The sequence below is a fragment of the Rhodoferax lithotrophicus genome, from assembly GCF_019973615.1.
Lineage (GTDB): Bacteria > Pseudomonadota > Gammaproteobacteria > Burkholderiales > Burkholderiaceae_C > Rhodoferax > Rhodoferax lithotrophicus.
This window is the reverse complement of the sequence record NZ_AP024238.1, coordinates 3,319,591-3,345,546: the sequence shown is the minus strand read 5'-3', so window position 1 is coordinate 3,345,546 and position 25,956 is coordinate 3,319,591. Positions and strand designations below refer to the sequence as shown.

General features: G+C 56.1%; 27 protein-coding genes. 8 read left to right on the top strand and 19 right to left on the bottom strand.

The features are described from left to right. Nucleotides 1-24 precede the first annotated feature (24 nt). On the top strand, nt 25-1,629 hold the full coding sequence (locus LDN84_RS15395) for a GGDEF domain-containing response regulator (protein WP_223904321.1): 1,605 nt from the start codon (nt 25-27) through the stop codon (nt 1,627-1,629). 143 nt (nt 1,630-1,772) lie between these two features. On the opposite strand, the gene LDN84_RS15390 is transcribed toward LDN84_RS15395, so the two are convergent. The 6 genes from LDN84_RS15390 to LDN84_RS15365 form a co-directional block, all read right to left on the bottom strand. Further along, entirely contained in the window at nt 1,773-2,387 is a 615-nt protein-coding gene (locus LDN84_RS15390) for a DUF6198 family protein (protein WP_223904320.1), read from the bottom strand. Nucleotides 2,388-2,420: 33 nt separating this feature from the next. Next, nucleotides 2,421-3,437 carry an LLM class flavin-dependent oxidoreductase gene (locus tag LDN84_RS15385; protein ID WP_223904319.1) on the bottom strand — a complete coding sequence of 339 codons (1,017 nt, stop codon included), beginning with the start codon at nt 3,435-3,437 and terminating at the stop codon, nt 2,421-2,423. 304 nt (nt 3,438-3,741) lie between these two features. After that, nucleotides 3,742-5,154, bottom strand: a complete 1,413-nt coding sequence (locus LDN84_RS15380; protein ID WP_223904318.1) for a 4Fe-4S binding protein — start codon at nt 5,152-5,154, stop codon at nt 3,742-3,744. Continuing rightward, a complete protein-coding gene (locus LDN84_RS15375; protein ID WP_223904317.1) occupies nt 5,147-5,956 on the bottom strand; it encodes an FTR1 family iron permease in 810 nt (269 codons plus the stop codon). Before LDN84_RS15375 ends, LDN84_RS15380 begins: the two co-directional genes overlap by 8 nt. Nucleotides 5,957-5,968: 12 nt before the next feature. Next, nucleotides 5,969-6,316, bottom strand: coding sequence for a cupredoxin domain-containing protein (locus tag LDN84_RS15370; protein WP_223904316.1), 348 nt, complete (start codon nt 6,314-6,316; stop codon nt 5,969-5,971). A 23-nt stretch (nt 6,317-6,339) separates the two neighbouring features. After that, nucleotides 6,340-6,897 (bottom strand): iron transporter, encoded by a 558-nt coding sequence (locus LDN84_RS15365; protein WP_223904315.1) that lies wholly within the window; start codon nt 6,895-6,897, stop codon nt 6,340-6,342. Between the two features lie 272 nt (nt 6,898-7,169). Between LDN84_RS15365 and LDN84_RS15360 the strand changes: the two genes are divergently transcribed. Continuing rightward, a complete protein-coding gene (locus LDN84_RS15360; RefSeq protein ID WP_223904314.1) occupies nt 7,170-8,774 on the top strand; it encodes a flagellar assembly protein A in 1,605 nt (534 codons plus the stop codon). Nucleotides 8,775-8,793: 19 nt separating this feature from the next. Here LDN84_RS15360 and LDN84_RS15355 read toward each other — a convergent pair whose 3' ends face one another. From LDN84_RS15355 to LDN84_RS15340, 4 genes are all read right to left on the bottom strand, one after another. Continuing rightward, nucleotides 8,794-9,693 carry a radical SAM protein gene (locus LDN84_RS15355; RefSeq protein ID WP_223904313.1) on the bottom strand — a complete coding sequence of 300 codons (900 nt, stop codon included), beginning with the start codon at nt 9,691-9,693 and terminating at the stop codon, nt 8,794-8,796. 25 nt (nt 9,694-9,718) lie between these two features. Further along, nucleotides 9,719-9,964, bottom strand: a complete 246-nt coding sequence (locus LDN84_RS15350; protein ID WP_223904312.1) for a hypothetical protein — start codon at nt 9,962-9,964, stop codon at nt 9,719-9,721. A 107-nt stretch (nt 9,965-10,071) separates the two neighbouring features. Further along, nucleotides 10,072-10,542: a tellurite resistance TerB family protein gene (locus LDN84_RS15345; protein WP_223904311.1), complete on the bottom strand. Its 471-nt coding sequence runs from the start codon at nt 10,540-10,542 to the stop codon at nt 10,072-10,074. 155 nt (nt 10,543-10,697) lie between these two features. Beyond that, a complete protein-coding gene (locus tag LDN84_RS15340) occupies nt 10,698-11,321 on the bottom strand; it encodes a glutathione S-transferase family protein (RefSeq protein WP_223904310.1) in 624 nt (207 codons plus the stop codon). Nucleotides 11,322-11,548: 227 nt separating this feature from the next. Between LDN84_RS15340 and LDN84_RS15335 the strand changes: the two genes are divergently transcribed. The 5 genes from LDN84_RS15335 (at nt 11,549) to LDN84_RS15315 (ending at nt 15,433) form a co-directional block, all read left to right on the top strand. Continuing rightward, the gene (locus LDN84_RS15335) at nt 11,549-12,466 is read left to right on the top strand and encodes a M14 family metallopeptidase (RefSeq protein ID WP_223904309.1); all 918 of its coding nucleotides are present in this window, start codon (nt 11,549-11,551) and stop codon (nt 12,464-12,466) included. Between the two features lie 93 nt (nt 12,467-12,559). Further along, nucleotides 12,560-13,000 carry a hypothetical protein gene (locus LDN84_RS15330; RefSeq protein ID WP_223904308.1) on the top strand — a complete coding sequence of 147 codons (441 nt, stop codon included), beginning with the start codon at nt 12,560-12,562 and terminating at the stop codon, nt 12,998-13,000. A 285-nt stretch (nt 13,001-13,285) separates the two neighbouring features. Continuing rightward, entirely contained in the window at nt 13,286-14,281 is a 996-nt protein-coding gene (locus LDN84_RS15325; protein ID WP_223904307.1) for a cytochrome-c peroxidase, read from the top strand. A 111-nt stretch (nt 14,282-14,392) separates the two neighbouring features. Next, nucleotides 14,393-14,677, top strand: coding sequence for a hypothetical protein (locus LDN84_RS15320; protein WP_223904306.1), 285 nt, complete (start codon nt 14,393-14,395; stop codon nt 14,675-14,677). A gap of 36 nt (nt 14,678-14,713) precedes the next feature. Next, nucleotides 14,714-15,433, top strand: a complete 720-nt coding sequence (locus tag LDN84_RS15315) for a ZIP family metal transporter (RefSeq protein WP_223904305.1) — start codon at nt 14,714-14,716, stop codon at nt 15,431-15,433. A gap of 29 nt (nt 15,434-15,462) precedes the next feature. Here LDN84_RS15315 and LDN84_RS15310 read toward each other — a convergent pair whose 3' ends face one another. The 3 genes from LDN84_RS15310 to LDN84_RS15300 all read right to left on the bottom strand — a co-directional run bounded on the left by LDN84_RS15310 (nt 15,463) and on the right by LDN84_RS15300 (nt 19,636). Next, nucleotides 15,463-15,630 (bottom strand): hypothetical protein, encoded by a 168-nt coding sequence (locus LDN84_RS15310; RefSeq protein WP_223904304.1) that lies wholly within the window; start codon nt 15,628-15,630, stop codon nt 15,463-15,465. 154 nt (nt 15,631-15,784) lie between these two features. After that, complete coding sequence (locus LDN84_RS15305) at nt 15,785-17,758, bottom strand: PhoX family protein (protein WP_223904303.1); 1,974 nt, start codon at nt 17,756-17,758, stop codon at nt 15,785-15,787. A gap of 174 nt (nt 17,759-17,932) precedes the next feature. Further along, nucleotides 17,933-19,636: an ankyrin repeat domain-containing protein gene (locus tag LDN84_RS15300; protein WP_223904302.1), complete on the bottom strand. Its 1,704-nt coding sequence runs from the start codon at nt 19,634-19,636 to the stop codon at nt 17,933-17,935. Between the two features lie 243 nt (nt 19,637-19,879). Here LDN84_RS15300 and LDN84_RS15295 point away from each other — a divergent pair, with 243 nt between their 5' ends. Further along, entirely contained in the window at nt 19,880-20,626 is a 747-nt protein-coding gene (locus LDN84_RS15295) for an NYN domain-containing protein (RefSeq protein ID WP_223904301.1), read from the top strand. Between the two features lie 13 nt (nt 20,627-20,639). Here the strand turns inward: LDN84_RS15295 and LDN84_RS15290 are convergent, their stop codons facing one another. The 6 genes from LDN84_RS15290 to LDN84_RS15265 all read right to left on the bottom strand — a co-directional run bounded on the left by LDN84_RS15290 (nt 20,640) and on the right by LDN84_RS15265 (nt 25,925). Further along, entirely contained in the window at nt 20,640-21,008 is a 369-nt protein-coding gene (locus LDN84_RS15290) for a HEPN domain-containing protein (protein ID WP_223904300.1), read from the bottom strand. A gap of 14 nt (nt 21,009-21,022) precedes the next feature. Beyond that, nucleotides 21,023-21,370, bottom strand: a complete 348-nt coding sequence (locus LDN84_RS15285) for a nucleotidyltransferase domain-containing protein (RefSeq protein WP_223904299.1) — start codon at nt 21,368-21,370, stop codon at nt 21,023-21,025. 206 nt (nt 21,371-21,576) lie between these two features. Beyond that, nucleotides 21,577-21,828, bottom strand: coding sequence for a DUF2442 domain-containing protein (locus LDN84_RS15280; RefSeq protein WP_223904298.1), 252 nt, complete (start codon nt 21,826-21,828; stop codon nt 21,577-21,579). Next, nucleotides 21,812-22,054: a DUF4160 domain-containing protein gene (locus tag LDN84_RS15275; RefSeq protein WP_223904297.1), complete on the bottom strand. Its 243-nt coding sequence runs from the start codon at nt 22,052-22,054 to the stop codon at nt 21,812-21,814. Before LDN84_RS15275 ends, LDN84_RS15280 begins: the two co-directional genes overlap by 17 nt. A 125-nt stretch (nt 22,055-22,179) precedes the next feature. Then, nucleotides 22,180-22,896, bottom strand: coding sequence for a phospholipase D family protein (locus tag LDN84_RS15270; RefSeq protein WP_223904296.1), 717 nt, complete (start codon nt 22,894-22,896; stop codon nt 22,180-22,182). A 110-nt stretch (nt 22,897-23,006) separates the two neighbouring features. Continuing rightward, nucleotides 23,007-25,925, bottom strand: coding sequence for an HD domain-containing protein (locus LDN84_RS15265; RefSeq protein WP_223904295.1), 2,919 nt, complete (start codon nt 25,923-25,925; stop codon nt 23,007-23,009). Between the last annotated feature and the right edge of the window lie 31 nt (nt 25,926-25,956).

The following is a 25,956-nucleotide window of genomic DNA, read 5'->3' as shown; positions in this document are numbered from 1 at the left end:
GTCTTCACGTCCAGACACAAAACGATGGCATTCTCCCCCGTTGAGGCTAAAAAAAAATGCACGGAGCTTCTTTGTAAATGGGAAGCTTACCTGAAACTGCCCAGCTTTGAATCCTTTGTCGAGTTTGCGGTTTCACTGTCCAGCTTTTCCGAGTTTCTGCAAGGCAAAAGCCTGTCAGGTCTGCACCGCCTGTCGCACGGCCTGGAGCAACAGGTTCTTGCCTTGTTTGATGCCGCTGACAAGCACCGTATTTCCCAAGCTACCTTGGACGGCTTGCAAAGCCGCATAGAAGCCTTATCGGAACGTGTCAGCCAGTTTGTCGAGAGTAATGGTCAGTCCATGGAGCAGCGCCGCGTGCATCCTGAAACGGATGCCGCATCCGATCAGGCTCCAACCCATCGGGTCTGGTTGGTTTGCAACACCGCCAAACAATGGCAGGGGCTGGCAACCAAGCTGAAATATTTCAATATCCAGGCGGAAATTTATCCATGGAAAGGCCTCCCGGAGAAAGCTGAAGAACCCAGCATTGTGATGCTCGACACACAAGGCATGTCGCCGCAAAAAGTGTGTGAACACATCAAAATCATGCGTGCCAGTTTTGTCGCCAGTAAACTCATTGCGCACCGGTTTCAGGATGACTTCAACCATGTCAAAGAAGCTTTGCGCGCCGGTTGCGACTACTGCTTTGCAGAAACCACACCGCAATCAGTCATTCTGGCCAAGATCATTGAGTTGTGTAGCACAGAGGAAGAGTCACCCTACCGTGTGCTGGTTGTTGAAGACTCACTGACAGCCAGCAAATCCATTCAGCGCACGCTGCAACAAAGCGGCATTGAATCGCTGGCCGTCATGAATCCATCCGAGGTGTTGACCGGTTTACGCAGCTTCCAGCCAGACATGGTTTTGATGGACATGTACATGCCGGACTGCACCGGGGTGGAGGCCACACGCGTCATTCGCCAACATGCCGAGTTTCTGTCTACCCCGGTGGTTTACCTGTCGGGTGACGGTGACATGGCGCTGCAGGTGGATGCGCTGCGCCTGGGTGGCGACCACTTCCTTACCAAACCGTTCAACCCGGTTTTCCTGAATGCTGTGGTCAAAAGCAAGATCGAGCGCTACAGAACCTTACGCCGCTCCATGTTGCGCGACGGCCTGACCGGGTTGTTTAATCATCGCACCGCCAAAGAAAGGCTGGCCACCGCGGTGAATGTTGCAGGCAACACGCATGGACGCTTGGCGGTGGCCATGATCGACATTGACCACTTCAAAACGGTGAATGACAAATACGGCCACCCGATGGGGGATGAGGTCATCAGAAGCCTGGCCTGGCTGCTCAAGCAACGTCTGCGCAAAGGTGACTTGGTGGGGCGTTATGGCGGTGAAGAGTTTTTGGTGATTTTGCCGGGCTCTGATGCGGAGCAAGCCTTTGACGTGCTGGACCGGATTCGTCGTGATTTCAGCCTGATTCGGTATACCTTTGAAGACACTTGGTTTGACACCACGTTCTCCGCAGGTGTGTCCCAATTTTTCCCGTCAACCAATGCAGAAGCCATGATCAAGGATGCAGATGAAGCACTTTACGATGCCAAAAACAGCGGGCGAAACTGTGTGGTTGCACGTGGCTGAATCAGCCAGCGTTTTCTTTGGTTATGCGGGATACCCACACTTGGTGGATGTGCGGCGCATCAATTTTTATAAGAAATAGGCCTGTAGCGCAAGTTTGACGCGCATAAAAAGCTACAAAAAACGGAGCAATTTGTCGGCCATTCTCAGCTGCCCGTGTAGCGTCCAGGCCGGTGATTGATGGCCAGAAACAAGCTCATCACCACAGCCCCCAGCACGGAATACAAGGCTTGCGGCAGGGGCAGCAGAATGGCCGCCAGTGCCAGCACCGCAATGTCAATGCCCATTTGCACCTTGCCTGCCCGCCAGCCACGCGATTGCTGCAGGTACAGCGAGATCACCGTGGCTCCGCCCAGGCTGGCGCGGTGCCGGGCCAGGAACAGGCAACCCGCTCCCAGCAACAGACCACCCAATATGGCGGCATAGGCCGGGTGAAGGCGGTCAATGGCAAACAGTGCCGGTGACCACTCGGTCATCAGGGTCAGCAGCGTGACGGCACCGAGTGTTTTGAGCGTGAACTCGCGGCCCATGCGTTTCCAGGCAAAACCGTAAAACGGCAGGTTGACCATAAAAAACAGCTTGCCAAAACTGATGCCGGTCAGATGGTGCAGTACAAATGCCACCCCGGCCGTGCCGCCAGTGATCAAACCTGCCTGGCCATACAGGATCAGTGCCAGCGAAACAAACAGCGTGCCGGTAAAAACCGCCTGGGCATCTTCAAAAGAGGTGTGTGGTGCGGTGGCCTGGGTGATGGTGCTCATGAGGTAGGTGTAAGCACAAAGCGTACCCGAGCCCTACGTGGCACAGGCTGCCGCTGCGATGTCGAGTGAACGCAGGCGCAGTTCAGGGTCATAGATGTCGCACACCAGCATGAATTCGTCCGCCTGCGTGTCCTGCCGCAGGGTTTTTAGACCTCGGCGCACCTTGTCGGGGCCTCCAATAATGGCGGCGCTGAGGAAATCATCAATCGCCGCTCGCTCCTGGGGATGCAGTTGGCTCATGTAGTGGGGCACGGGCGCTTGCAGCCGTTGTCGATCACCGGTCAGGATGCCCAGCACCCGCTGATAGGTGCTGCTGGCCAGAAACTCGGCTTCGTCATCTGTGGGGGCGGCGATCAGCGGTACGCCGATCATCACGTAGGGCTTGTCGAGCACAGCTGAAGGACGAAACTGCTTCCGGTACATGTCAATGGCCGGGTGCAACAGGCGCGGTGCAAAATGCGAGGCAAAGGCATAAGGCAGGCCGCGTTCGGCCGCCAGTTGGGCCGAGAACAGGCTTGACCCCAATAACCAGATCGGCACATGGGTGCCGGTGCCCGGCATGGCCATGATCTGCTGACCGGGCTGCGCGTCCCCTAGCAGGGCCTGCAGTTCGGTCACGTCACGCGGAAAGTCGTGCTCGGTTTCTGCCAGTCGGTCACGGCGCAGGGCACGCATGGTGATGCGGTCGGTGCCAGGTGCCCGACCCAGCCCCAAGTCAATGCGCCCAGGGTACAACTCGGCCAGTGTGCCAAAGGCTTCCGCGACCACCAGTGGGGCGTGGTTAGGCAGCATGATGCCCCCCGAGCCCACCCGGATGTGTTGCGTGGCTGCCGCCATATGACCAACCAGCACGGCGGTCGCCGAGCTGGCAATACCCGCCATGTTGTGGTGTTCCGCCAGCCAGTAACGTTTAAAGCCCAGTGACTCGGCATGTTGGGCGGTACGCCGGGCGATCGCCAATGCATCGGCAACGCTGCCGCCCTCACGCACGGCCACCAGGTCAAGCATGGAAAGGGGGATGGAAGAAGTCGGGGTAAGTGCGGTCAACATAGGCTCCAGAAGGAAGGTCTGATTTTGCCCCCGGATGCTGATCCGTGGCACCACATGCGCCGAAGCCCTTTGGCCTTTCCTATTAAACCAACAGAAGACTCCGTGCTTTTGATGCAAGTTTGCATCTTTCTGTGCAACAGGTGCGTGCTGGATCTAGGCATGCACCAGCAACCAGCCTGATGGATCGTATGGGTGGTTTTTATGGTGGTTGCTTGTATGAACAGATGGGGGTGGCTATTTTTGATTTTTCAAGAAAAAAATGGTTGTTTGTCCTTGAATCCGCGGCCCAATAAGCAGGGCCGTGCTACAGCGCAAACAGCACCCATAACCAGACCCGCACGATCAAGCCCAAAGGCAGCAAGGCCAGGGTCAGGCCTGCCAGGGTGCGTTGGCTTATGCGGGTCAGGCACATGCGCAGCATCAGGTAGGCAGAGAAACCGGTTGCCAGCGTCAGCAGCGTGGCCCGCAGTGCGGGCACCCAGGACAGGTTGAGGCCTTCGGATTTGAGGTGTCCAATGGTCAGCATGGACAAACCCAGAAACACCCCGGCCCCGGCCATCGGCACCAGGCTCAGCGCCAGCTTCTGCCACGACACCGCCTGATCACGCAGCACCCGTGCTGCCAGCCAGATGCCAGCCCATACCGTCAGACCCAGTGCACCACCGCCGCCCAGGATGAAGGCCAGAATACACAGGCCGTCGAGCCAGGTGAACACATCGTGGGCGTTGGGGTAGTGGGTCAGCAGCCACCAGGGCGCGTTGTCCTGCAGCAAGGCCCAGGCATCGTGGGCCATCAGCCAGTCAGCCAGCGCGGTCTTGCCTTGCACAAAACGCGCGCTGGACGACCAGGTGAATGCGGCCGTAGCGATGCCGATCACCCCCAGCAGCAAGGTCATGGCCTCGCCGGTTTTGGCTTCACGTGGGTCGGTGGCCAGAATTTCGCTCGCCGGTGAACGCAGGCTCAAAGCCACTGCGCCATGTTCGCCACTGCAGCGGCCACAGGCGTGGCAGGCTGAGGCGCTTTTCATGTGCCGGATATTGATCAGCGGGGCGCAGTTGACCGCATGGCCGTGCCGCTTGTCCTGCTGCCAACGCGCTTCGTCCACCTTGAAGTGCAGCGGCGCAATTTTGGCGAGCAGGCCAAACACGCCATTGGCCGGGCACAGGTAACGGCACCAGACGCGGCTGCCGCGGCCATACACCAGGCCCACCAGCACCGCCGCCACGGTGGAGCCGCCCAGCACCAGCAGGGCGGCTTGCGGATATTCGTACACGCTGATCAATTGGCCATACACCGTGGTGCAGACAAAAGCCACAAACGGCCAGCCGCTCCAGCGCAGCCAGCGTGGAATGGGTCGCCCCAGGCCATGGCGGCTGGCCAGTTCGGTCAAGGCGCCTTCCGGGCAAAACACGCCGCACCAGACGCGCCCCATCAGCATGGTGCCCAGCATGACAAAAGGCCACCAGATGCCCCAGAACACAAACTGTGCAAACAGCCGCAGGTTGTCCACAATGCGGGCCTCTTCCGTTGGCAAGGGCATGAGTGCCGGGTAGATCAAGAGGCTGAAGTAAAACACCACCACCACCCATTGCAATGCTGCAATGGCGCGCTGGTGACGGCGCATGGCCAGCCCCCAACGTGCCAGCAGGGTGTGTGGCGTAGCCGCGGCTGGGGTGTTGCGGATCAGGGTGATCGGAATGATGGGCATACTAGCCATGGCGTTGTGCCGGCCGCATGGCACGTGCCATGAGCCACCAGTAAGTGGCAAACACCATCACCAGCATCAGGGAAGGCCGGGCCCGGTAACCGGTCAGAGCCGACAGCAGGGAACCCAGACGGCTGCTGTCATCCAGCACCCAGGCACTGTTCCATAGCGGATCCACCAGCGCTGGCAACAGGCCCGCGCCAATGAAGCGATCCACTGCACTGACCAGCAATGCCGCTGCAAAGGACAGCAGCATCCAGCTGCTGAACGAAAAAAATCGCCGGTAATCCAGAAAGCGCAGACCACGCCCGAGCGCCCAGGCGGTCAAAGCCGCCAGCGCCAGGCCCATAACCGCTGCGCCCAGCAAGCTGTTGGTGTGACCAGGCTCCAAGCTCACACCGTAGAGGAATACGGCGGTTTCGGCCCCCTCACGCGCAATGGCCAGCGCGGTGACGCTGGCAATGCCGAACAAGCCGGAGCGTTCCATGGCCTGCGCCAGGTTCTGGTGCAGGTCTTTTTTCATGTTGGCTCCATGGCGGCGCATCCACAACACCATTTGCACAATCAGGCCCGCCGCCACCATCAGCATGCCCATCTGGAACCACTCCAGCGCCTCACCCGACAACTCGCCTTGTGCAGCCACCATCACCCAGCCTAGCACACCTGCCAGTGCTACACCACAGCCAACCCCCAGCCATAAGGCGTGCAAGCCAGCGCGTCCGGCATGATTGAACTTCAGCCAGGAGTACAGGATGCCAACCACCAGCATGGCTTCCACGCTTTCACGCCAGACGATGAACAATGTGCTACCCATGAGCGTTCTCCTTTATTTGACCAGCAACTGACCCTGTGCGGTGGAGGGATGGAAGTCGCTGAAAAACTTGTAAGTACCGGGTTGGAGTGGCTGGAAAATCAGAAAACTCGATGCTCCTGGTGCCAGCACCTTTTCCTTGCGTAATTCCAGGCTTTCAAACTCCTCCGCCCCTGGCCCCTCGTTTTTGATCAGCAAACGAAACTTGGTGTTTGCGGGCACCTCCAGCGTGACCGGTTCAAAGTGCGCATCACGAATCAGCAGCTTGAAGGTTGGCAGCTCTTGCGCCTGCAGGGATGCTGTTGCCAGTAACAGGCTGGTGGCCAGCGTCAGCGTGGCAAGGGGTTTGAAAGCGGTGTTCATGGTGTGACCTTCTGGTGTGGGGCTCAGTAGCCGCCTTTTTTGCCAATACCGGCGTAGCTGAAATCGTTTTCGACCTCAAAGGCCTTGAACCAGGGCTTCACGCCGGTGAGTCGGTCAACATGGCGGCCAAAATGGGCGTGTGGGTTGTCAGTAGGAGGGGCAATGGTGTATTTCACGTGGTACTTGCCGGGGCCAAACAGCTTGACGTTGTCGCCGTAGTGTGGGCCGTCGTTGGCCACCATCGGCATGAATTCACCACTCACTTTTTGGGAGGTGCCCACTTTGCTGATCTCAAACTTCACCACCAGGTAGGGAATCCAGGCCCCTTCTTCAAAGCCATTGGGGTTGTCTTTCAGGGCCTTGATGTCCGCCTCGATGTGGATGTCGGATTGATCTGCCTTGCGCATCATGCCTTCGGGCTCCATGGCCACCGGCTGCAGGTAGACCGCACCGATTTCCATGCCAAAGTGTTGTTGCGGCTTGCCGATGGGGTACTCGACCGCATGGGCGCTCAAGGCGCTGGTGAGCAAGGCCAGGGCGGCAAGGGGTTTGAGAAGATGCAGCGATGAGGGGAGGGTCATGGTGTTTCCTTGTTGAGAATGGTTCGCGTTTGCAGATGATAACACTTCTCATTTGAAGTTGTAATAAAAATTTCATCGGTTGTCCATGGGTGAAAATCAAGTCTTGCCAGCAACCACACACGATGTGGATGGGGGACTTTGTGGCGGGTTAAGTGCATGTCATTCCGCCAATCCATCACAATTTGCAGCTTGAACGGGGACAACTTGCCGCCATTGCCAGCGCTCATCCATTCGCGGGCAATGGGGCATTCAAAAGAAATGGACGTTGGACCATGGAATTGACAGGTATTGCGTTAATAGAGACCGACGGACAGGTGTTTTTGCACTACGAGCCTATAGAAGGTGCACCTCCGGTAGATCGCGCCATGCTGCATGCTTTGCTGGCGCAACCCGATTACGCCGGGTGCTGGCTGGACGAAGAAGCCATTGCCCAGGCGGGCAATGACTGCAATAGCCAGAGCGCATCTTTTGTGGTGAAGGTGGCGCAGCGGCGTGATGCCGAGATTCATATCGAAATAGCATCGGACGACATGGCGGTGCAAATCACCCTGGAAGCGCCTCGTGGCGGTAAACCTGCCCAGCCGGCAGATGTGTTTCGGGCACTGGCTGAAGCGGGTGTGGTGTTCGGCATTGACGAGGCTGCTGTGGCCCAGGCTTGTGCAGCAGGGCAGATCAGCCATTTCCCGGTGGCCAGCGGTGTTTTGCCAGAAAACGGCAACAACACGGTTTTTGAAAGTCTGCTGCCTCAGACGATAGACCGCGCTCCCAAGCTTGATGCCAATGGCCTGATCGACTATCGCGAACATGGCAGCATCTTTGTGGTTAAACCAGGTGATGCCCTGATGCGGCGAGTGCCCCCAACCCCGGGTACGGCGGGCCATACCGTTCGAGGGCGGGAGTTGTCACCCCGTGCCGGGCGGGACGAGGCGTTTGCAACACAACTCAGTGGCGCGGAAGTTGATAGCCAGGACCCCAGCCTGTTGCGTGCCACCCTGGCGGGGCAGCCGGTGCTGGTGGCCCACGGTGTCAAGGTGGAATCCTTGTTCCGGCTGGCCGAGGTCAACATGGCCACTGGCAACATCAATTTTGACGGCACCGTGCAGGTGGATGGGGACGTGGTGCAAGGCATGAAAGTCAAGGCCAGCGGCGACATCGTGGTGAAAGGCCTGGTGGAGGGCGGTTGGCTGGAGGCGGGTGGCGATGTTCACGTGGCTGGCGGCATCATTGCCCAGGCCCATGTGCAGGCACAGGGCGCGGTGACCGCCCGATTTGGTGAAAACTGCCATGTCAAGGCCGGGACGGTGATTGCCTTGGAAGACATGGCGCTGCAATGTGAGCTGGAGTCGCTCAACCAGATCATTGTGGGTGAAAAAGCGCCGCAAAGAGGGCGTTTGGTGGGGGGCTCCGCCACGGCCATGATGCTGCTGCGGGTGCCCATTCTGGGTTCGGGCAAGGGTGGCGTGACCCGTGTCAAAGTAGGCACCAACCCGGTACTCGAATTGCAATTGCAAAACCTGAAGCTGCGCCTGGAACAGGAAAAAACCAATGAGGAACATTTGCAAAAATTGATGAAGCAACTGAAATCACTGGGGGATCCGAAAGGTTTGATGGAGCGCGTCAAAGCGTCCTGGCAGCAGGCGCTGCAAATTTGGTCCAAGTCGCTGCTTGAACAGGAGGAGCTTGAGAAACAGCTCGCCTTGATACTGAGCGCCAGAGTCGAGGTCAGTGTGGGGGTGGATGGTGCGGTTGACCTGAGCTTTGGCAGCAAAACCGCCCGTTTGCGCACCGAGTGTGACCCCTGCGTTTTTTCCTTCAGCCCGGAAACCGGCATTGTGCTGACCAACCCGTCCGGCAATGTCACGGTGTTGGCGGCGTAGTTGGATGACTGCTGGCGAACTACAACCCGCGCTGCCAGCTTGGGCGAAGTCTGGCTGACTCCGGGTGTTGCATGGCCTGGGTCACCTGAGCCAGCAAGCGCTCTTTTTCCGCCCCCAGCACACCTTTGAGCACCAGCCAGTTGGAGGCATGGTCGCTGCGAAATACGGTACGTTTGAGTTCGAGGGCCTGCAAAAATTGCACCATTTCGGCAAACAGTGCGGGCTGGTCCAGCGGCTCCCATTCCGGGAATCCCTGGCGAAAACGTGCCTCGCCCTGTGGAAAACTCACCACCAGCGTGGCCAGAAATTCGGGCTGAGTCAGGTTGACCAGCCGCGCCGAGTTGGCCGCGTGCTGCTGTGACAACACCGTACCACCCAGCCCATTGAGCAACATTACCGAGCGGGTGATACCTGCTGCGCCCAGCTTGTCCAGCGCCTCGCGGGTGGAGTCGAAGCTTTCGCCTTTGTTGACGCGCTGCAGCACCGTATCATCACCCGACTCTGCGCCCACATAGGCCAGTGACAAGCCCGCTTCACGCAGCTCTTGCAGCTCGGGCACGGTCTTGTTGCGCAGGTTGCGCGGCAGGCAGTAGCTGGAAATGCGCCGTACGCGGGGCAAATGAGTTTGGATGGCCGCAAGCAAGGTCATCAACCGCCGGGTGGACAGCGCCAGGGCATCACCATCGCCCAGAAACACGCGCTGTATCTGGTCGGCAAAATACTCACTGCAGCCACGCAGTGCCGCCAGGGTTTCGTCTTCGTCGCGCACGGCAAACTTCTTTTGCGGTGCGGTGTACATCTCGCAATAGGTGCATTTATTCCAAGAGCAACCGTTGGTGACCGGCAGAATCAGCGATTCGGCCTCGCTGGGTGGGCGAAACACCGGGTTGATGTAACGGATGGGGAAGCTGGGGCTCACTGGCAGGCTTTCAGGTAGGGCGGAGTCAGGATTTCACCACGCCAGCACCCAGCTTGGCATGGAGCTCGGCCACATCGGGTGCAGACAGCACTGTGTTGTGCAGGTGAGTCAACGGGCCACCACCAGGCTCTATGCTGCCCGTGTGGTCGTAGCCCACCGCCTTGAATTTCCAGACCGTACCAATGTGCTTGAGATTGCCAATGTGCGATCCGTCTGCCAAATGTACGCTGTAGACGTTGGCATTCACACAGGTAAGGGTGAGGGAGTTCAAAAGCTTAGCCTGAAATAGGGGAGGAGTTATTAGAGGATAAATTGGCCTCTAGTGCTTTTAAATACTGCATGAGTAGCTATTAAAATTATAACAAAGAGGTCTGAAATTCAGACGTTGAGCGGCTGTGATGCTGCTTTGGCGTGCATCTTGGCGGCGATGTATTCGCCATGTGTCACGTGCAGCAAGCCCGCAATTTTGCTGATCAGGTGGTTTTCATTGGCATCGATGTGACCGTCGGCATAGGCTACCTCCCACATATGCTCAATCACCTGGATTTTTTCCGGTTGGGTGAACTGCTCGTTCATGGCGCTGGTGAAGCGGAAGTAATCATTGGCAGTTTGGGCCGTGTCTTGCGCCCGGGCCAGCAACTGGGCCAATTCTTCTTCGCTCAAGGCGAATTTGCTGCGCAGTACTTGGCGGATGGTTGTGCGTTCGATGTCGGTGAGGTGGGTGTCCGCACGCATGACCTCCACCAGCAGTACAGCGGTGGACAGTTGCAGGCTGCGCGTGTCATCCATGGCACCACCACCATCGGGCATGAAGAATTGGGATAACAGGGCTTTGAGTGGGGAGAGCATGGAGGTTGCGGGTTGAAAGCAAAGTAAAAGTTTAGCTTTGTGATCGTGCTACGGTGCAGAAGTTCAAGTGACATGACACATGGCTGTGTTCATGTCGGCCTGAACGGCACGTTGTCCGACACAGCGGCGCAACACCACTTACGCAGCCTCTGGCTTCATGGGGCGTTGAACTTGGCGTAGTACGCCACCACTGCCGGGTTCTGGGCAATACGTTGGCAATGGGTGTTCAGCAGTGGAGCGACTTTTTCCACCAGATCCGTGGGCACATGATCCATACGCCCGGAATTGAGGCTGGTGACAAACACAAATACTTTCAGGTCGGCAATGGTGAGGCGTTGGTCGGCAAAGTACTCACCGCCGTGGGCTTGCAGTTGTGTTTGCAGCCAGCCCAGATACAGCGGCAGAGGGCCCTTCACCAAGGCGGTGCGTGCCTCCTTGAGGGTATCACCGGTCAGACCGAAGGTGGTGCCGATTTTGACGTTGGCATCCTCCACCGCGCTCAGCACCTCGTCGCACAACAGGGCCTGAAGCGCATCGATGGGGTACAGACCTGCCAGTTTGCCGACGTAGCGGGTGATGGCATCACTCTGGGTGATCTGTACGCCATCCACGTGCAAGGTGGGTACCTGGTTCAAAGGGGTGGACTTGCGCACCTCGGCAAAGTCGGCAAAAGCAAAGCGTTTGTCCTCAAATGGTAGGCCGCCAATGTGCAGGGCCAGACGCGCAGGCTCGCCGCGGCCGCCGTGGATGTCGAAATAGGTGAGTGTGAGTTGGCTCATGGTGGTTTCCTTAAAGGGTGTTGAGGCGCAAAGACTCCAGGTAGCGGGGCCGCCCGCATACTCTGCGGATTCTAGGTGGGTGGCAGTGGTTGTTTGAATTCAAGGGTAATTGGCCTCCAGTCCTTATGAAGCATGCGTAAATAGCTATATTATTAATAGCAAAAAAGTTTGTACGATCAAGCCAGAACAAGTTCACTCAGCATGACTGCCAACCTAACCAACATCCCATGAATCAAGCCCATTTCTACCCTATCGGCACCGCAGGTCAACCTTGGGGGCCGGCAGAGCTGGCGCAATGGCGGGCGCGCCAGGTGCGCCAGCGCAGCTACGCCGATGAGGTGCTCCGTCGCATCGAACACCTGCACGAGCGCTTTGACGTGGCTACCTACGGCGAGGTCGCCTATGCCGATGAACACTTCCCGTTGATGGCCATCCGCAGCCCCCACTGGCAACCCGATTTGCCCACCGTGCTGGTGACTGGCGGTGTACATGGCTACGAAACCAGTGGCGTACACGGTGCACTGTGTTTTGTGGAGGAACAGGCCGCAAGGTATGCGGGCCGGGTCAACCTGCTGGTGGCTCCCTGTGTCAGCCCCTGGGGCTATGAGCACATCCAGCGTTGGAACTTTGATGCCATCGACCCCAACCGTTCTTTTCGCGCAGGCAGTCCGGCGCAGGAGTCTGCCGCCTTGATGCGCCTGGTGGCACCTTGGCGCGGGCAGTTTGTAGCCCACATCGACTTACACGAAACCACCAACACGGATGCCTCTGAATTCATGCCTGTCCTGGCCGCACGTGACGGCAAACCCTTTGAGTCCCACAGCATCCCCGATGGCTTCTACCTGGTGGACGATGCGGCCAATCCCCAGCCCGCGTTCCAGCGGACCATCATTCAGGCGGTGCAGCAGGTCACGCACATCGCCCCGGCGGACGCGCAGGGCGGCATCATTGGCTCACCGCTGGTGGCGCAGGGGGTCATCGAATACGCCATGCAGGCGCTGGGCCTGTGTGCGGGCATCACCGGTGCGCGCTACACCAGCACCACCGAGGTCTACCCCGACAGCGCCCGCGCTACGCCAGCGCAATGTATTGCCGCGCAGGTGGCGGCGGTGTGTGCCGGGCTGGAGTTTGTCGTGACGCGATAGGCGTGATGTGCACACAGTCGCTCAACTTCACGGCTTGGCTGGCGCTCGGTCAAAGGTGTGTTCTCACCCACTGCAGTTGCCTTTGATTAAGCCATGCTGGATTTGGATCGCGGATTCCAGTACAAACCACCCACGATGCAAAGTAACGACTACATCCATCTGACCAATTTTGGTGAGACACGGGTGGCTCAAGGCAGCACCTATTCCCGCGTATCCATTGAGTTGCGGGTCACACGCCCGATCATCAATGCGATTGTGAAAAACGTGTTGCCTATTCTGCTGATCACGGTGGGTGAAGACCTGCCGACCGTGGAGTACCTGACCCTGCTCGACACCCTTTATCCGTACGCTTATGTGGATGGCATTGCCGTCATGGCGCTGCTGATCTACATCACCAAACTCGGCCATGAAGATGCAACGCATATGGCGGCCTCGGTCAAGGCTGACCGGTGGGGTGGCGGTTTGTCGTTGGGTGTGTATCTGATGGCCAGCGGTTTGGTGATTGCGTTGGCCTTGTTGGTTCGGCCCGATTAAGTTGCAACCGTTCACCGGGAGCTTGCCGAAGGGCAACGACCGGCTCAGCCCGAACGGAACATCCAACATTCCTGGCAGGGTATGACAACGCACGGCCTGCCACGTCGCCCCTGGGCCGAAAGATTTGGAAATGGACAAAGTGGAGCTGGTTTTGTGTATCTGGGCCCGCGATCTGGTCGTCATACGGTACACGCCATAAGAAATCCTTAAGAAATTGATAAGAACAGGTGCGTAAAGTCAATTCTGGTTTTCACTAGTTTTTCAATTCAATCAGAGAGGTTAACCATGAAAATACGTATTCTTGTCACAAGTCTTGCCTTGGCGGGCACCAGTGTCACCTGGGCGGCAGTCAACGAACCCATTCAGCCGATCAAGGTCGCCAAGGTCACTGACCCGGCGCTGGTGGAGCTGGGTAAAAAGCTGTTTTTTGACCCACGGCTGTCCAAATCCGGCTTTATCTCCTGCAACTCTTGTCACAACCTGTCCATGGGTGGTACGGACAATCTGAAAACCTCGATCGGTCACAACTGGAACCAGGGGCCGATCAATGCGCCCACCGTGCTCAATGCCAGCCTGAACATTGCCCAGTTCTGGGACGGTCGCGCCAAGGACTTGCAGGCGCAGGCGGGCGGCCCTATCGACAACCCGGGCGAAATGGGCTCGACCCATGCGCTGGCAGTTGAGGTGTTGCAATCCATTCCCGCCTATGTGGCCGACTTCAAGAAGTCTTTTGGTACTGAAAAAATCGCTATTGCGCAGGTCACCAAGGCGATTGCGGCGTTTGAAGAAACCCTGGTCACCCCCAACGCCCGTTTTGACAAGTGGCTGGCAGGTGACAAAAAGGCGCTGTCTGCCAATGAGCTGGCGGGCTACAAACTCTTCAAGGACAGTGGTTGTGTGGCCTGCCATAACGGCCCGGCGGTAGGGGGCAACTCTTACCAAAAGATGGGGGTGGTGGCCCCTTACAAGGCCTCCAGCCCGGCTGAAGGCCGCTTTGCGGTGACTGGCAAGGATGCGGACCGGTTCAACTTCAAAGTGCCAACGCTGCGTAATGTGGAAATGACTTACCCGTATTTCCATGACGGTGCGGTCAACACCTTGACCGAGGCGGTGGACACCATGGGTCGCCTGCAGTTAGGCAAGAAATTCAGCGACGAAGAAAACGCCAAAATCGTGGCCTTTTTGAAGACTCTCACCGGCGACCAGCCCAATTTCAAACTGCCAGCCTTGCCGCCGTCTACCGACAGCACACCCAAGCCGCAACCGTTTGCAGCCAAGTGATCTTCCGCCCTGGCAAAAGCCGGGGTTTTTTTGAGACTGGAGTCCAGGGCTGACGATGCATCATCTGAACCGCAACCCTGGCTGAGTCCCACGTGAATAAAAAGGCACCCCATGCAAAAACAACGCCCGGTTTTTGGGCTTCTGGTCATGTTGGCCATGGGAGCCCATGCCGCCGAGGCACCCGTACAGACGTGTGATCAGATCCGCGAGGAAATCATGGCGGTCAAAGGTTTGGCCGTCACGAGCAGTACCGAGCTGCTGCAAAAAATTTCCTTGCGCAACGACTGTCAATTTACCTCCGCAGAGGTGTACCGGGCAGCTTATGGCGACAAGCCACTGCCTCCACCAGAGTCGTATCGTTCGCACAACAACGAGCACCACGACCATGATGACTGAGCGTTCATTACCCTATTGTTTCAACTGATGTTTTTGATGAATACCCATAACCTGCTGATCATGGCGATACCCGCCTTCGTGGCCCTTGGCGGCGGTGTGCTTGCCGCCTTTTGGACCCCCAACCACCAGACCCGCAGTCTGATTCAGCACTTTGCTGCGGGTGTGGTGCTGGCGGCACTGGCCGTTGAACTGCTGCCGGAGATTAGCCGTGAACATGCTCCTGGCCTGGTTCTGGTGGCTTGTTTTGCGCTGGGCAGTTTGTTCATGTATGGCTTGAAGTTGTGGACGATGAAGCTGGAGCACCGCGCCAGCTTGTCAGGTACCGCCACGGGCTTGAGCACCGGCCTGCTGCTGGCCACCTTTATCGACGTGGCTACTGACGGCTTCATCATCGGCGCAGGTTTTGCGGCAGGAGGTGAAACTGGCACCATTCTGGCTTTGGGACTGTCGGTTGAATTGCTGTTTTTGGGCCTGGCATTGGCTTCGAGCGCCACCCAGGGCCGACGCATTGTCATCATTTCAGGCGCACTGGGCCTGACCGTTCTGGTGTTTTCTGTGCTGGGCAGTATTTTGCTGGCGGGGGCATCCCATGCGGTGATTGGTGGCACCCTGGCCTTCAGTGCAGCCGCTTTGCTGTACCTGGTCACCGAAGAGTTGCTGATGGAAGCACACGAGGTGGAAGAAAAACCCGTCTCAACACTGGTGCTGTTTGGTGGTTTCCTGACGTTCTGGTGTATCCAGTTGATGGGGCAGTGACGCAGCGCCCAGACTGCTGTCAAACCCGCTCAGCGCAAGGCCCGGTGGTAGCCGCGCAGCACCAGGGATGACAACTTGAGCGGCGCGTTGCGCAGCACACCCGGCAGCCAGCGCGGCGCATTCAGAGAAAACCGGGTGGCCCAGCGGGTGTAAGGGCGTAGCCAACTGGTTTTCTCAACAAAACGGTGTTTGTCCATGGCAGAAACCTCAAGATTCAAAGCCTGACATTGTTGCCGCTGCCGAAAAGGTCTGGGTCAACAAGGTCAAATGGACAAGGCCCGCGGCCTTTGCAGGCAGCGGGCCAGAGTCAGATCGGGTGAGCGCTTGGGCTGAAAGCCAAGCCCGCCCAGTTCAAGCCTTTGACAATTTCATCTGCGCCACTTGGCCCGTCAGGTAGCCCACAGCGGCACCTGCCTTGTTGTTGTAGTTGGCCTTGATCAGTGGGTCCAGCGTGCCTTTGACAACGCCGTGGATGCTGCCCCAGTCGCCTGGGTGCTGGAAGTTGCTCATAATGTAAGTCCAGCCGTTGAGTTCATCCACCGCGTGTAGGCCGGTTGATTCGCCACCGGCCGGGATCGACATGATGCGTGACAACACCTTGGTGTCGATGTTGTAGGCCCACAGGAAGTTGTTGACGTGTTGGCCGCTGTCCTCACCAATAAAGAGCGTGCGCATCTTCTCGGAGAACTTGAGGTTGTCCGGGTTGGCAATCTTGTCCGGGTTGGCGGTGTTGCCCAGTGCATCGGCGGTGATGTCTTCGCCGGTGATCAAGGCCTTGGTATCCACTGGCATCCATTCGCTGTTGATGGCCGCCCCCTTGTCGTCCAGTTGGCCCCCTTGAAGGTTCAGCGCCATCACGGCACCTGCCACCAATTGTTTGGCTATGCTGATGCCATTGCCCACGGTGTTCAAGGCGTGGCCCGCCACCATGGAGGCCTGGCAATTCTGCAGGGCCGAATAAGCCACTTTGTCCTTGACGTTGACCGTTGTCCCTTCCATTTTGGTGAAACCCATGGAGGCTCCCACCAACGCAGCGTAACGATGGGTTTCCAGGAAGGCGGCTGCTTTTTCCATGCCAGCGACCAATTTGATCCATTCGGTCTTGCCATTGGCGTTGACCTTGGTGTAGGTGGCATCCAGGGGGTCGGTGGTCTTGACATCCATGATGTCGGTGGCTTTGAGTGTGGTCGCCAGTTTTTTGATTTCAGCACTGGTGGCCGAGCCCAGTTTGATCCAGGTCAGGGGTGCAGCTGCGGCAGCCGGGTCCAGACTGAAGCCCGCGCCAACCTTGGCCACGTACAAACTGCCTGACGACAGGTCTTTTTCCTTGTCAGCCACAAACACAAAATAACCGCTGTTGGTGGCATCGTCGCCCATGAACACCGTGCGGTTGTCCGGCATGACCTGCACCAACTCGTGCGAGATGCGGCCCAGGCAGTAATGTTTCTTGATTGAGCCGGTGCCATCCGTATTGACGGTGACTTCAGGCAGATGACCGTAGTTGTAAGGGTTGGCGGCCGTTGCGCTACCGTAAAGGTTGGTGCTGAAGGCTTTGAACTGGGCATCCGTGGCGGCGGTGAAGGCGTTGGGCTCGTATTCTTCACTCGACAAATGGGTGCCCCAAGGTGACAGGCTGGCACCACAAGTGATCCACAGCCCATTGACTGCAGAGGTGTCCACATTATGGTATTTGACCAGCTTCAATTGGCCGGTCACAGGGTCTTGATCCAGCGTCAGTACCGCGATGGGGGAGGGCAACTTGCCATACATGGGGGTGACACCATCCTGTGCCCAGGTGGTGTATTCAAATTGCACCACGGCAAATACCGTGTTGCCCTTGACCCCCGTGACCTTGGCGTTGGCCACAGTCAGCAGCGAGGTGCCGTCGGGTGAGTCAGAGAAATACTGGCGTGGTGATGTCAGCACCGTGTTGTCGATGATGGGCTGACCGTAAATGTCGTAATAGCCGCCAGCCAGGATGGTGCCACCGCTGCCATCAGGCACCTGGGTGCCGGTGATGAAGAACGGTTGGTAAGTGAGTTTGATGTCGAGCTTGCTGGCATCACTGAAGTTGACCGTCATGCTGGAGCCCACCGTGGTGGTGGCCATTGCTGCGGCATTGCTCAGATTGGGGGCAGCCATGGCGGTAAAGCTCACACCGTTGTAGGTGGCGGGTGCGGCCGTCACGGGGGCGGCAGAGTCGCTCCCACCACAAGCAGTCAACAGCACGCTGGAGGCCGAGAGGGTGCCTGCCAGCGGCAACATGGGCATGCCAGCCAGCATCTGCAGAACACGGCGGCGAGAGGTTTCAGGGGTGGATTTCATTGACGGTCGCTCCAAAAGTAAAAAAAGAATCTGCCCTTGAGGGCAGGCTCCAACGCTTGAGAACGTCAATGATGCGGACTAAATATGTAGCCTTGATGACAGGGCCATGTCATCAAATCCCTGGGACGGTTCGTGCGCCGATCTGGCAGCCATGGCAGAAGCTGGCTTCAGGGTTTATGGGGCGACCCAGCGAATCTCCCCACTGACCAGCTGCTTGACCGCATACTCAAACACACCAAGGCTCTCGGGAATGAAGAGCACCAGCAGCATTGGTTTGAGGCTGTTCGCCTGGCCCAGCTTGTGGGTGACCGGTCCGGGGGAGCTTGGCGACACATCCCCCACGGGAATCTCGTCCAGACTGTTGATCTGCCGGGTGGCGACATACCCCGTGGCTGTCTGCTTGTAGCTTGCAAAATCAGGGCGCTCATCGTTGTTGCCCCAACTCTGGAAACCAGGCTCGGGGTCGTCCCCCGAGAACACAAACAAGGTGGAATCCCTGGGCTCCTCTGCCATGGCCCGCATGGCAGAACGCATCTGCGGCTGCAGGCGATCCAGCACGGCCGCCGTGTTGCGAGTGGTTTCGCCAAGGTCAATGGCCACAGCGGCTACACGTGGCGCACCAACCGCCTCAAACGTGATTGCAAACGGTTTCTTCTTCAGCAAGATGGGTCCCTTGCCTACTTCAACGCGCTGGTTATCCTGGCTGATGAAAGCCCGGAAACTGTTGCGACTTCGTTTCAGCGCTTCAGTGCTTGCCGCTTTGCGAAGCATCTCCAGACTTTGTTCCGATTTCGGCGTATTGCCAGAGGACAGCAGGCTCATGTCGAGTGCTGTTTTCTGCAGTGGCACCTTGCTTTGCGGATCGGTCCAGACGGCAAGCGGGTCCGCGCCGGAGTCCAGCAATGCAGAGATGGCGCGTGGTGATGAGGTACTGCCGGCATACATCAGTGGTGTCATCTTCTCGCTGGAGAGGTGATCAGGAAATTCGCCAGCCTTGAGCAACACACGAATTGTTTCGCTGTTGTCCGCCATGGCAGCAAAGTGGATCGGCGCAATCCCGCTGCTGTCTTCTCGGCCAACTGTCGCCCCTTTTTGCAGCAGCAGCGCAGCAATGGCCCCGGTCTTGTCCGACAAGGCCGCCAAGTGCAAAGGAGTCTGAGACCCACGATCCGGCACGTCAACCGCGGCCCCCGCCGTGATCAAGGTTTGCGCCTCGGTGACCAGTCCGAGTGTGCAGGCCAGCGCCAAGGGCGAACTCCCCGACGCACCTGTGCTATTGACATCGGCCCCCAGTTCGATGAGTCGGCGCAGCACGGGTGCAGACAAGGCTGCCTTGCTGATGTCGTTGTTGAGCAAGGCCTTGTCTCCACCCTTTGATTCAATAGAGGCTATCTGCTTCTTTAACATCTCTTCCTGCTTGGCTCGAACGCTGTCAAAAGAGGCTGGCACATAAGGCCGCGTGCGCAGTACCTTGATCAAGTGCCAGCCAAAAGGTGTTTGCACCGGGCGCGAGACAGTGCCCGGCTTCAGCCCCCTGACAGCCTTGGCAAAGGGTTCAACGAAATCACGTGAAAAATGCCACCCCAAACGTCCCCCCTTGCTGCGGCTACCTGGGTCGGTGGAATAATTTTCAGCCAGACTGTCCCAACTTTCCCCGTCAACCAACCTGCCAGACAAACCACTGGCTGTTTTCTGGTCACTCACCAAGATGTGGCTGACCTCAAAAACCGTTTTTTCAGCAATGGCCACACTGAAGTTGTAAGACTCCCGCACGTCGGTTTCTGTTACCTCATAGGCCTGAACACCCAGCGCTGAAAAAATCGTCGATAGCGTGATACTTACAAAAATTGCCGTAGAAAACCATTTTTTGGCACGCATGACGAGGGATCTCATAGGACGATGGGTCATCCATTCTAAGAACCTGCAAAGCCTTGGGGAGCCCGGCAACCGGACTCCCCAGCCCGTGCGACAGCCGCCACCAGTGGGGTTCTCCTGGCGCTGTATGCGGTACAAAATAAATAGCGAAATTGAACTCTAGAGCATATAAAACAAGCGCAAGAAGCTATAAAAAACAAAGCATTAAAACCTGTACCATCAGGCCACCACAATGGAGGGAACCCTATGGCCACCAACCCCAACCAAAAGCTTGCCGTGCTCATTGATGCCGACAACGCGCAGGCCTCCGTCATCCAGGAGCTGCTGGCCGAAGTGTCGCGCTACGGCACGGCCACCATCAAGCGGGCCTATGGCGACTGGACGACGACCAACCTGAAAGGCTGGAAAGACGTGTTACACACTATGGCCATCCAGCCGATTCAGCAGTTTGCCTACACCAGCGGCAAAAACGCCACCGACTCGGCCCTGATCATTGATGCCATGGACGTGTTACACGCGGGCAGCGTGGACGGTTTTTGCCTAGTGTCAAGTGACAGCGACTTCACCCGCCTGGCCACCCGCATCCGCGAGGCGGGGCTGGTGGTCTACGGCTTTGGCGAACGCAAAACGCCCGAGCCCTTTGTGGCCGCGTGCGACAAGTTCATCTACACCGAAATTTTGCGCACCGAACCCGAAGAAATCAAACCCGACCAGGAGCCGGTGGCCGAGCTGCCCAAGCTCAAACCGATGATCCTGAACGCCTTAAATGCCATCGCCCGCGAAGACGGCTGGACCACGCTGTCCGCCCTGGGCAGCCAGATCAACCGCAGCCACCCCTCATTCGACCCGCGCAACTATGGCGTGGCCAAACTGGGCGAACTGATCCGTCAGCAATCGGCGTATCTGGAGGTGAAAGAAGTCAAGAGCGGCGAGGGGGATGCGGTGCAGACGCATTTGCATGTGCGGCGCAAGGCGGCTGGGGCGAAAGCCTGATGAGCCCTGTGCGTCAGTCGTGGTTTTGGAGTGCCTGCACGGCTTGCAAGAAATAGTGCGCCTGTTTCAATGCCCAGGCAGCGTTATCCAAAGTCACGGGGTCGCCTCTGTAGTCCGCAATCAGACGCAAATCCTCCACCTTGTTCAGGGATCGGCCATGTTCCACTGCAACCAAACCGGGCTTGACCAAGTGCAGGCTGAATGCAGAGATCAAACCGCTGTGTGTGCGTGATACCTCTGACGGGACTGGTGCTTGAACCGTCAGCAGTGCGGCCCTGGCTGCGTCAAACATGGCGTAGTAGGCCCGGTTGCAAGCACCATCCACATCGCCGCTATTCAGTAGCAGTTGGGCAGAAGCCAAGGCACGCTCAGCCTTTGCCATCAACTCTTGCGCAGTCACAGCGCCAAGCCCTCGCGGGCAATGTTTTCCAGCAGGCGCGGATTGCTATAGGCCTCGGGGTGCGCCCATTCTCCTTCCCAAATGGGCAGAGGCTGGATGCGGATGCCAGAGTCCAGCAACACGTCGTAGGCCACGTCGTCCAGCGCCAACTTGGTGGCTACAAAGTCGCCGGGCTTGCCTTGTAACAGCACCGCCACATCGGTGTCGCTGCCTACACGAGCGTTGCCACGTGCCTGGCTGCCGAACAGCATGGCGCTTTGCAGCGGCCAAGCCAAAGCGACCCGGCGCACAAAGTCACGGGCGGCGCTCAAAACGGCGGGAGATTGAGTGGTTTGGCTTGGCATGGGTTGAAGTTTAACGGTGCTAGCCGACTATGTGCCAAATTTGCCTCAAGTCAATACATGGCAAGCGCAGGTAGCTTTCAAATTTATAGCGAAATTGGCACGATCAAAACAATGTCAGAGAGACAAGCCCGCCAAAACCAGGGTCGATACACCGCATACCTTGCGCATCCTCACAGCCGTTTGCGCACCCTGACCCGCACCGGTCTTTACGCCGCCAAATGCGCACCGCGCCGCGACAAGTCGGGCTGACCTGCCAGCAGGCCAGCTACGGAAATATCCTCATCCAGCGCGTCCCAGTGCAGCCCTTCTTTGCTCAACTCAACTTGTGCACGTTGCGCCGGGGTGGCCTGCAGCAGGCGCGGAAACCAGGCGAGCGGTGCGGCAATCGTGCGGCCATCGGCCAGACTTACCCACAGGTTGTCGTCGTCGAAGCGCACGGCTTTAGGCGAAGTGTTCATTCCAGCTCCTTTCGATGAGTTCCTTGTTGGCGGTGACGATGCCGAGCAGTTCGCGCAATGTGCGTGCATCAAAACCGTCACTGTCTGCCAGATAGATGGTGGGAGTCAACCAAAATTTGGCCTCGCCGTCAGCGCTACGGACATGAATGTGCATGGATTCACGAGGATTTCCTTCGTTGGAATAGAAGAAAAACCGGAAAGATTTGTAGCGGAAGACGACGGGCATGGTGGTGATGGTTCCGCTTGACTGGTCTTCGTTCAGGATGGTGAATTTATATGACAAATAGGCCTCTAGTGCTTATTAGATAAGCGCAAGCAGCTATAAATAATGAAGCCATTAGATTTCATCCATCAGCCCAGGCAAAAATCCTGAGGCCACAAAAAGTAGGGGCCAAAGCGGGACTTGGCGACAAACTCCACACCGACTTGTTCACCCTTGGGGCTCACGGTGTGTTTTTCGCCGTCGAACAGCAAGAAGCCTTGTTCGGTGGCGCGATCCAGAAACTGCGCTGTCTTCAAACCCAGCTTTTGCCCGATCTTGGAAGAGGTCAGTTTGTCATCTGCATGGGCGCTGTCCGCAGCCTTGTCGTCCTCCCGGCTGGCCGCCTCGGGTGCACTGGTGACGCGCTCCAGCGAAATGCGCACTTCATCACTGATGCGGATGATGCGCTGTGCCTCTTCATAGGCATCCTTGTAGAGCTGGCTGTCTTCGCTGCGCTGAATCAGGATGCCCATTTCGTTGTTGTTGACCTGGCTGAATTCATACAGATTCAGGCTGGTGATGATGCACAGCTCTTCATTCATGTAGCACTTGGCGTGCAGGTTTTTGCAGAAGCTGGTGCGGATGTAGGTCAGGCCGCGCAGCCATTCAATCTCTTGCGGCTGCAATTCGCTTTTGCCGTAGACGATGCGCACATCGATCTTCAGCCGGTTTTTGTCGGCCAGCAGCTCTTTCATGCGGTCGTTGAGCTTGAGGAAGGGGCTGATCAGGATCAGGCGGTCTGATGCGCCTTTGATCAGTTCTTCGAGGTGGTAATTGGTGCCAGTGGTGGTTAGAAACTTGGCCATTTTTGTGCTCTCCCTCTAAACTGAATGACTCCGGTCTAATCAATTGGAATCTGACCCCGAATATCGTTTTTTAGTCCGGGTGTCTTGTCGACGGATATGTTACTGCTGCTCTACGAGATTTCGAGCAGCGGAGCGCCAACTGTGCGCAACCATTCTTCACAAAGTGGTGACTTTATTGTGCTGTCCCCTTTGGCCGAATGTTGAAGGAGCCAGACGGAGACTTCACAAACATCGCTTAGCTTTTGAAAAATGCTTTGAATCTGCAACAAATGTTTCTCTGCGATCGTCGACGTCACATTGTTACTTCGAACAAAGATCATTGTTTTTGAAATTGAATTTGTGCTCAATCTCTTCAATATTTGCTTTGCCACTTTACCCTTTGTGTTTGCAAGGTTCCAAGTTGCGTTTTTGATAATTCCAAGTTCGCCTACATGCTGTAGCTCAGGAAATCCCCTGGAATTGGCACGCCATGCTTCAGTCAAACTTCCATAAATTGACCGGAACCAAGCCAGTCTTGCTTGCTCGCCCCAATTGTGATCTTTTGCAAATATCAATGCCTCGCCATCAGACAAAATACCGGCAAGGCGCGCGGTTGATGCAGCGTCTGCATTGACAAAGAAAAGACGTTCTATCTTTAAAGATTCAAAAAAACGAGGCGTCACTAGGAATACGCCTTTGTTCGTGGCGCAAATTGGTGGCGCCATGCTGAGTTCAAATTCGACACCATGTACAGACCCGATGGCCTCTGCGTATTCGAAGTAGCTTTTAACGGTCAATTCCTTCGGGGCTTCTACTATCACTTTCTCCATGAATCGCTGCAAGATGTCTCTTCCGAGGAGATCATCAAACCCCATTCGATCAAAGGCAACATTACTACGCTGTAGGTTTATAGGACATATGCCAGAGGGATCATAAATCGCGATCGATGGTCTGATTATTTTGAAGTCTGGCCCCTCGAATTTATTCTCATTGGTAAGAGAAAGCGAATTATTTAGGTATCTATTGATAGTCTCGACACGTATTCCATTGACGACAATTTTTGAATTTGATCTCACTCGGTACTCTGTATCTCCATTTTTCCGATTTTCTTCAGGCGGATGTTGCCAAGCGATTCTCTTGTATGGTTCAGGAGTCGGAAGATCGTTCCATTGAGTATCTGTGTCAATTGGAACTAAGTATTTTTTTGGCGTGAAACTAGCTTCACGCCTCACTTTTCTAGTTGAATTTGTTTCGGTGCTCCACTGTTCCACGAAGCCTGCCCAGTGATATGAAATATTCGGGTTATTCTGAGCAAACCAATCAACCGCATCCCATGTGTCGAGTTCGATTTTTATATTTTCTTCAAATAATTCATGTTCCATGCTTTGCTTAGGACGAAGCACTTTCATTACATCGGGTTGACTAATCCATACTCGAATAGATGTTCCTATTGGAGCCTTCGCCTTTTTCAGCTCAATAACTGGGTCATCGATTTTTGCTGAAAACTCTAGACCATCAGTTTCGCTGCTGTTTGCATGCCTAGTTTTAACACTAATTTCGTCTCCCAGTAGGAAAGCTGCCAGTGCACCTACGCCAAAGCGTCCACCTCTCAAGACTTTGGATTTTCCGTTTGAATCAGTGTGCTGCTGCTTCCAAACATCGCTGTTTCGGAATGAAGCGCCTGCGATCAAAAAATAATTTGTTACTGTATCCAGAGTCATGCCAACGCCGGTATCGGTTACGCAAACCCAACCAGATCCATCAGCGGTTTCATCGATTTCCACAACCACATTGCAATTGCTGTCACCGTTTAGATCAGATCGCTCTTTACATGCATCAATTGCATTTTGCACAAGCTCACGAATACCGATTTCGAATTTATAGTCATATAGCGGGCCAACTAATAGCTTGAGCAATTCCGGGCCGGAGGTGGCAAAGCTTGCTTTGCGTGGAATATAGGAAACAGTGCTTGCAAAATGATGCTGGTCATCTAGATTTGATCGAAGTCGTCGAATGTTTATGCCGAGTTTGCATAGGTCTCCCATGCGACCATAGACTTCCCCAATGGTCGCCCAGCTGTCATCCAATTCACGTTGAATATCTTTAAAAAGGCTAGTCAGCCTAAGATAAGTTTTTACATCTGCAGGTGCTGCGTGCACGAACATTGCTTCAGGGTCTTTGTCGCGGGTTGTCACATCACGAACAGCAAAGTGATTTCGCCACTCTTGACGTGAAATTGGGCTTCTAAGCTCCTTAATGCTTAAAAGCGACTTGATGGCGCGGTCACTTTTTACTTGCACGTAATCCGATATTCGCAGAATCGCCATGAGATAAGGGATCTTGATGTTTCTATATTCGGCAATCCGGACGTACTTATTTTCAATGTAGCTAAATGTTGATCGAATAGACATGCCATGGCTACGAGCTACTAAACCCGCCAAGTCCTTCAAATCAATGTCCAAACCAATAATCTCTAACCCCAAGCCATTTGTCATCGGAACTCTGTCGACTGCTATTTCATGTGCCAGTCTCGCGTGGTGACGTCTCACAAACTCCCCGCACAGCAAGCAGTCCTTTTCAGACAGGTCTGTTAGGTCCAACTGGGAGAAATTGAATGGCTCGGAGTCGCCAAAAATATTATTCAAACGATCTTCGCCAAACCGTGATGCTTCGGATAGAAACTCAGTCCAGAGTTGATTCCACGGACGATCTCCTAAACCAGAGACTAGAGTCGTCAATTTCTTTTGGACCAGCGCACGAAAACCGTCTTGTGTGAGGTGCATTCCTGAGTCATGGAGGAGAACGGCCAGAACCAAAACAGTAATATCTTCGGGACTCAACAATGCATGTGCTTCGTCCGAAATCAAGCTAGATGCAGTTACGAGAACTTCATTGATGTGTCTAGGACTATGGTCCGTAAAACCAGGGAAGAAGGGCATGCCACTCTGTTCAAGCCACGGTTCAAAATGATCCAGAGTTTTCCGAACATCAGCCATCAACTCTGGGTTTTGCTTTAATTTTTCCTCAAAAAGTATCGGTAGGCGTATCACTCTTACTCTCCCAAATCTATTATTCTTGGCT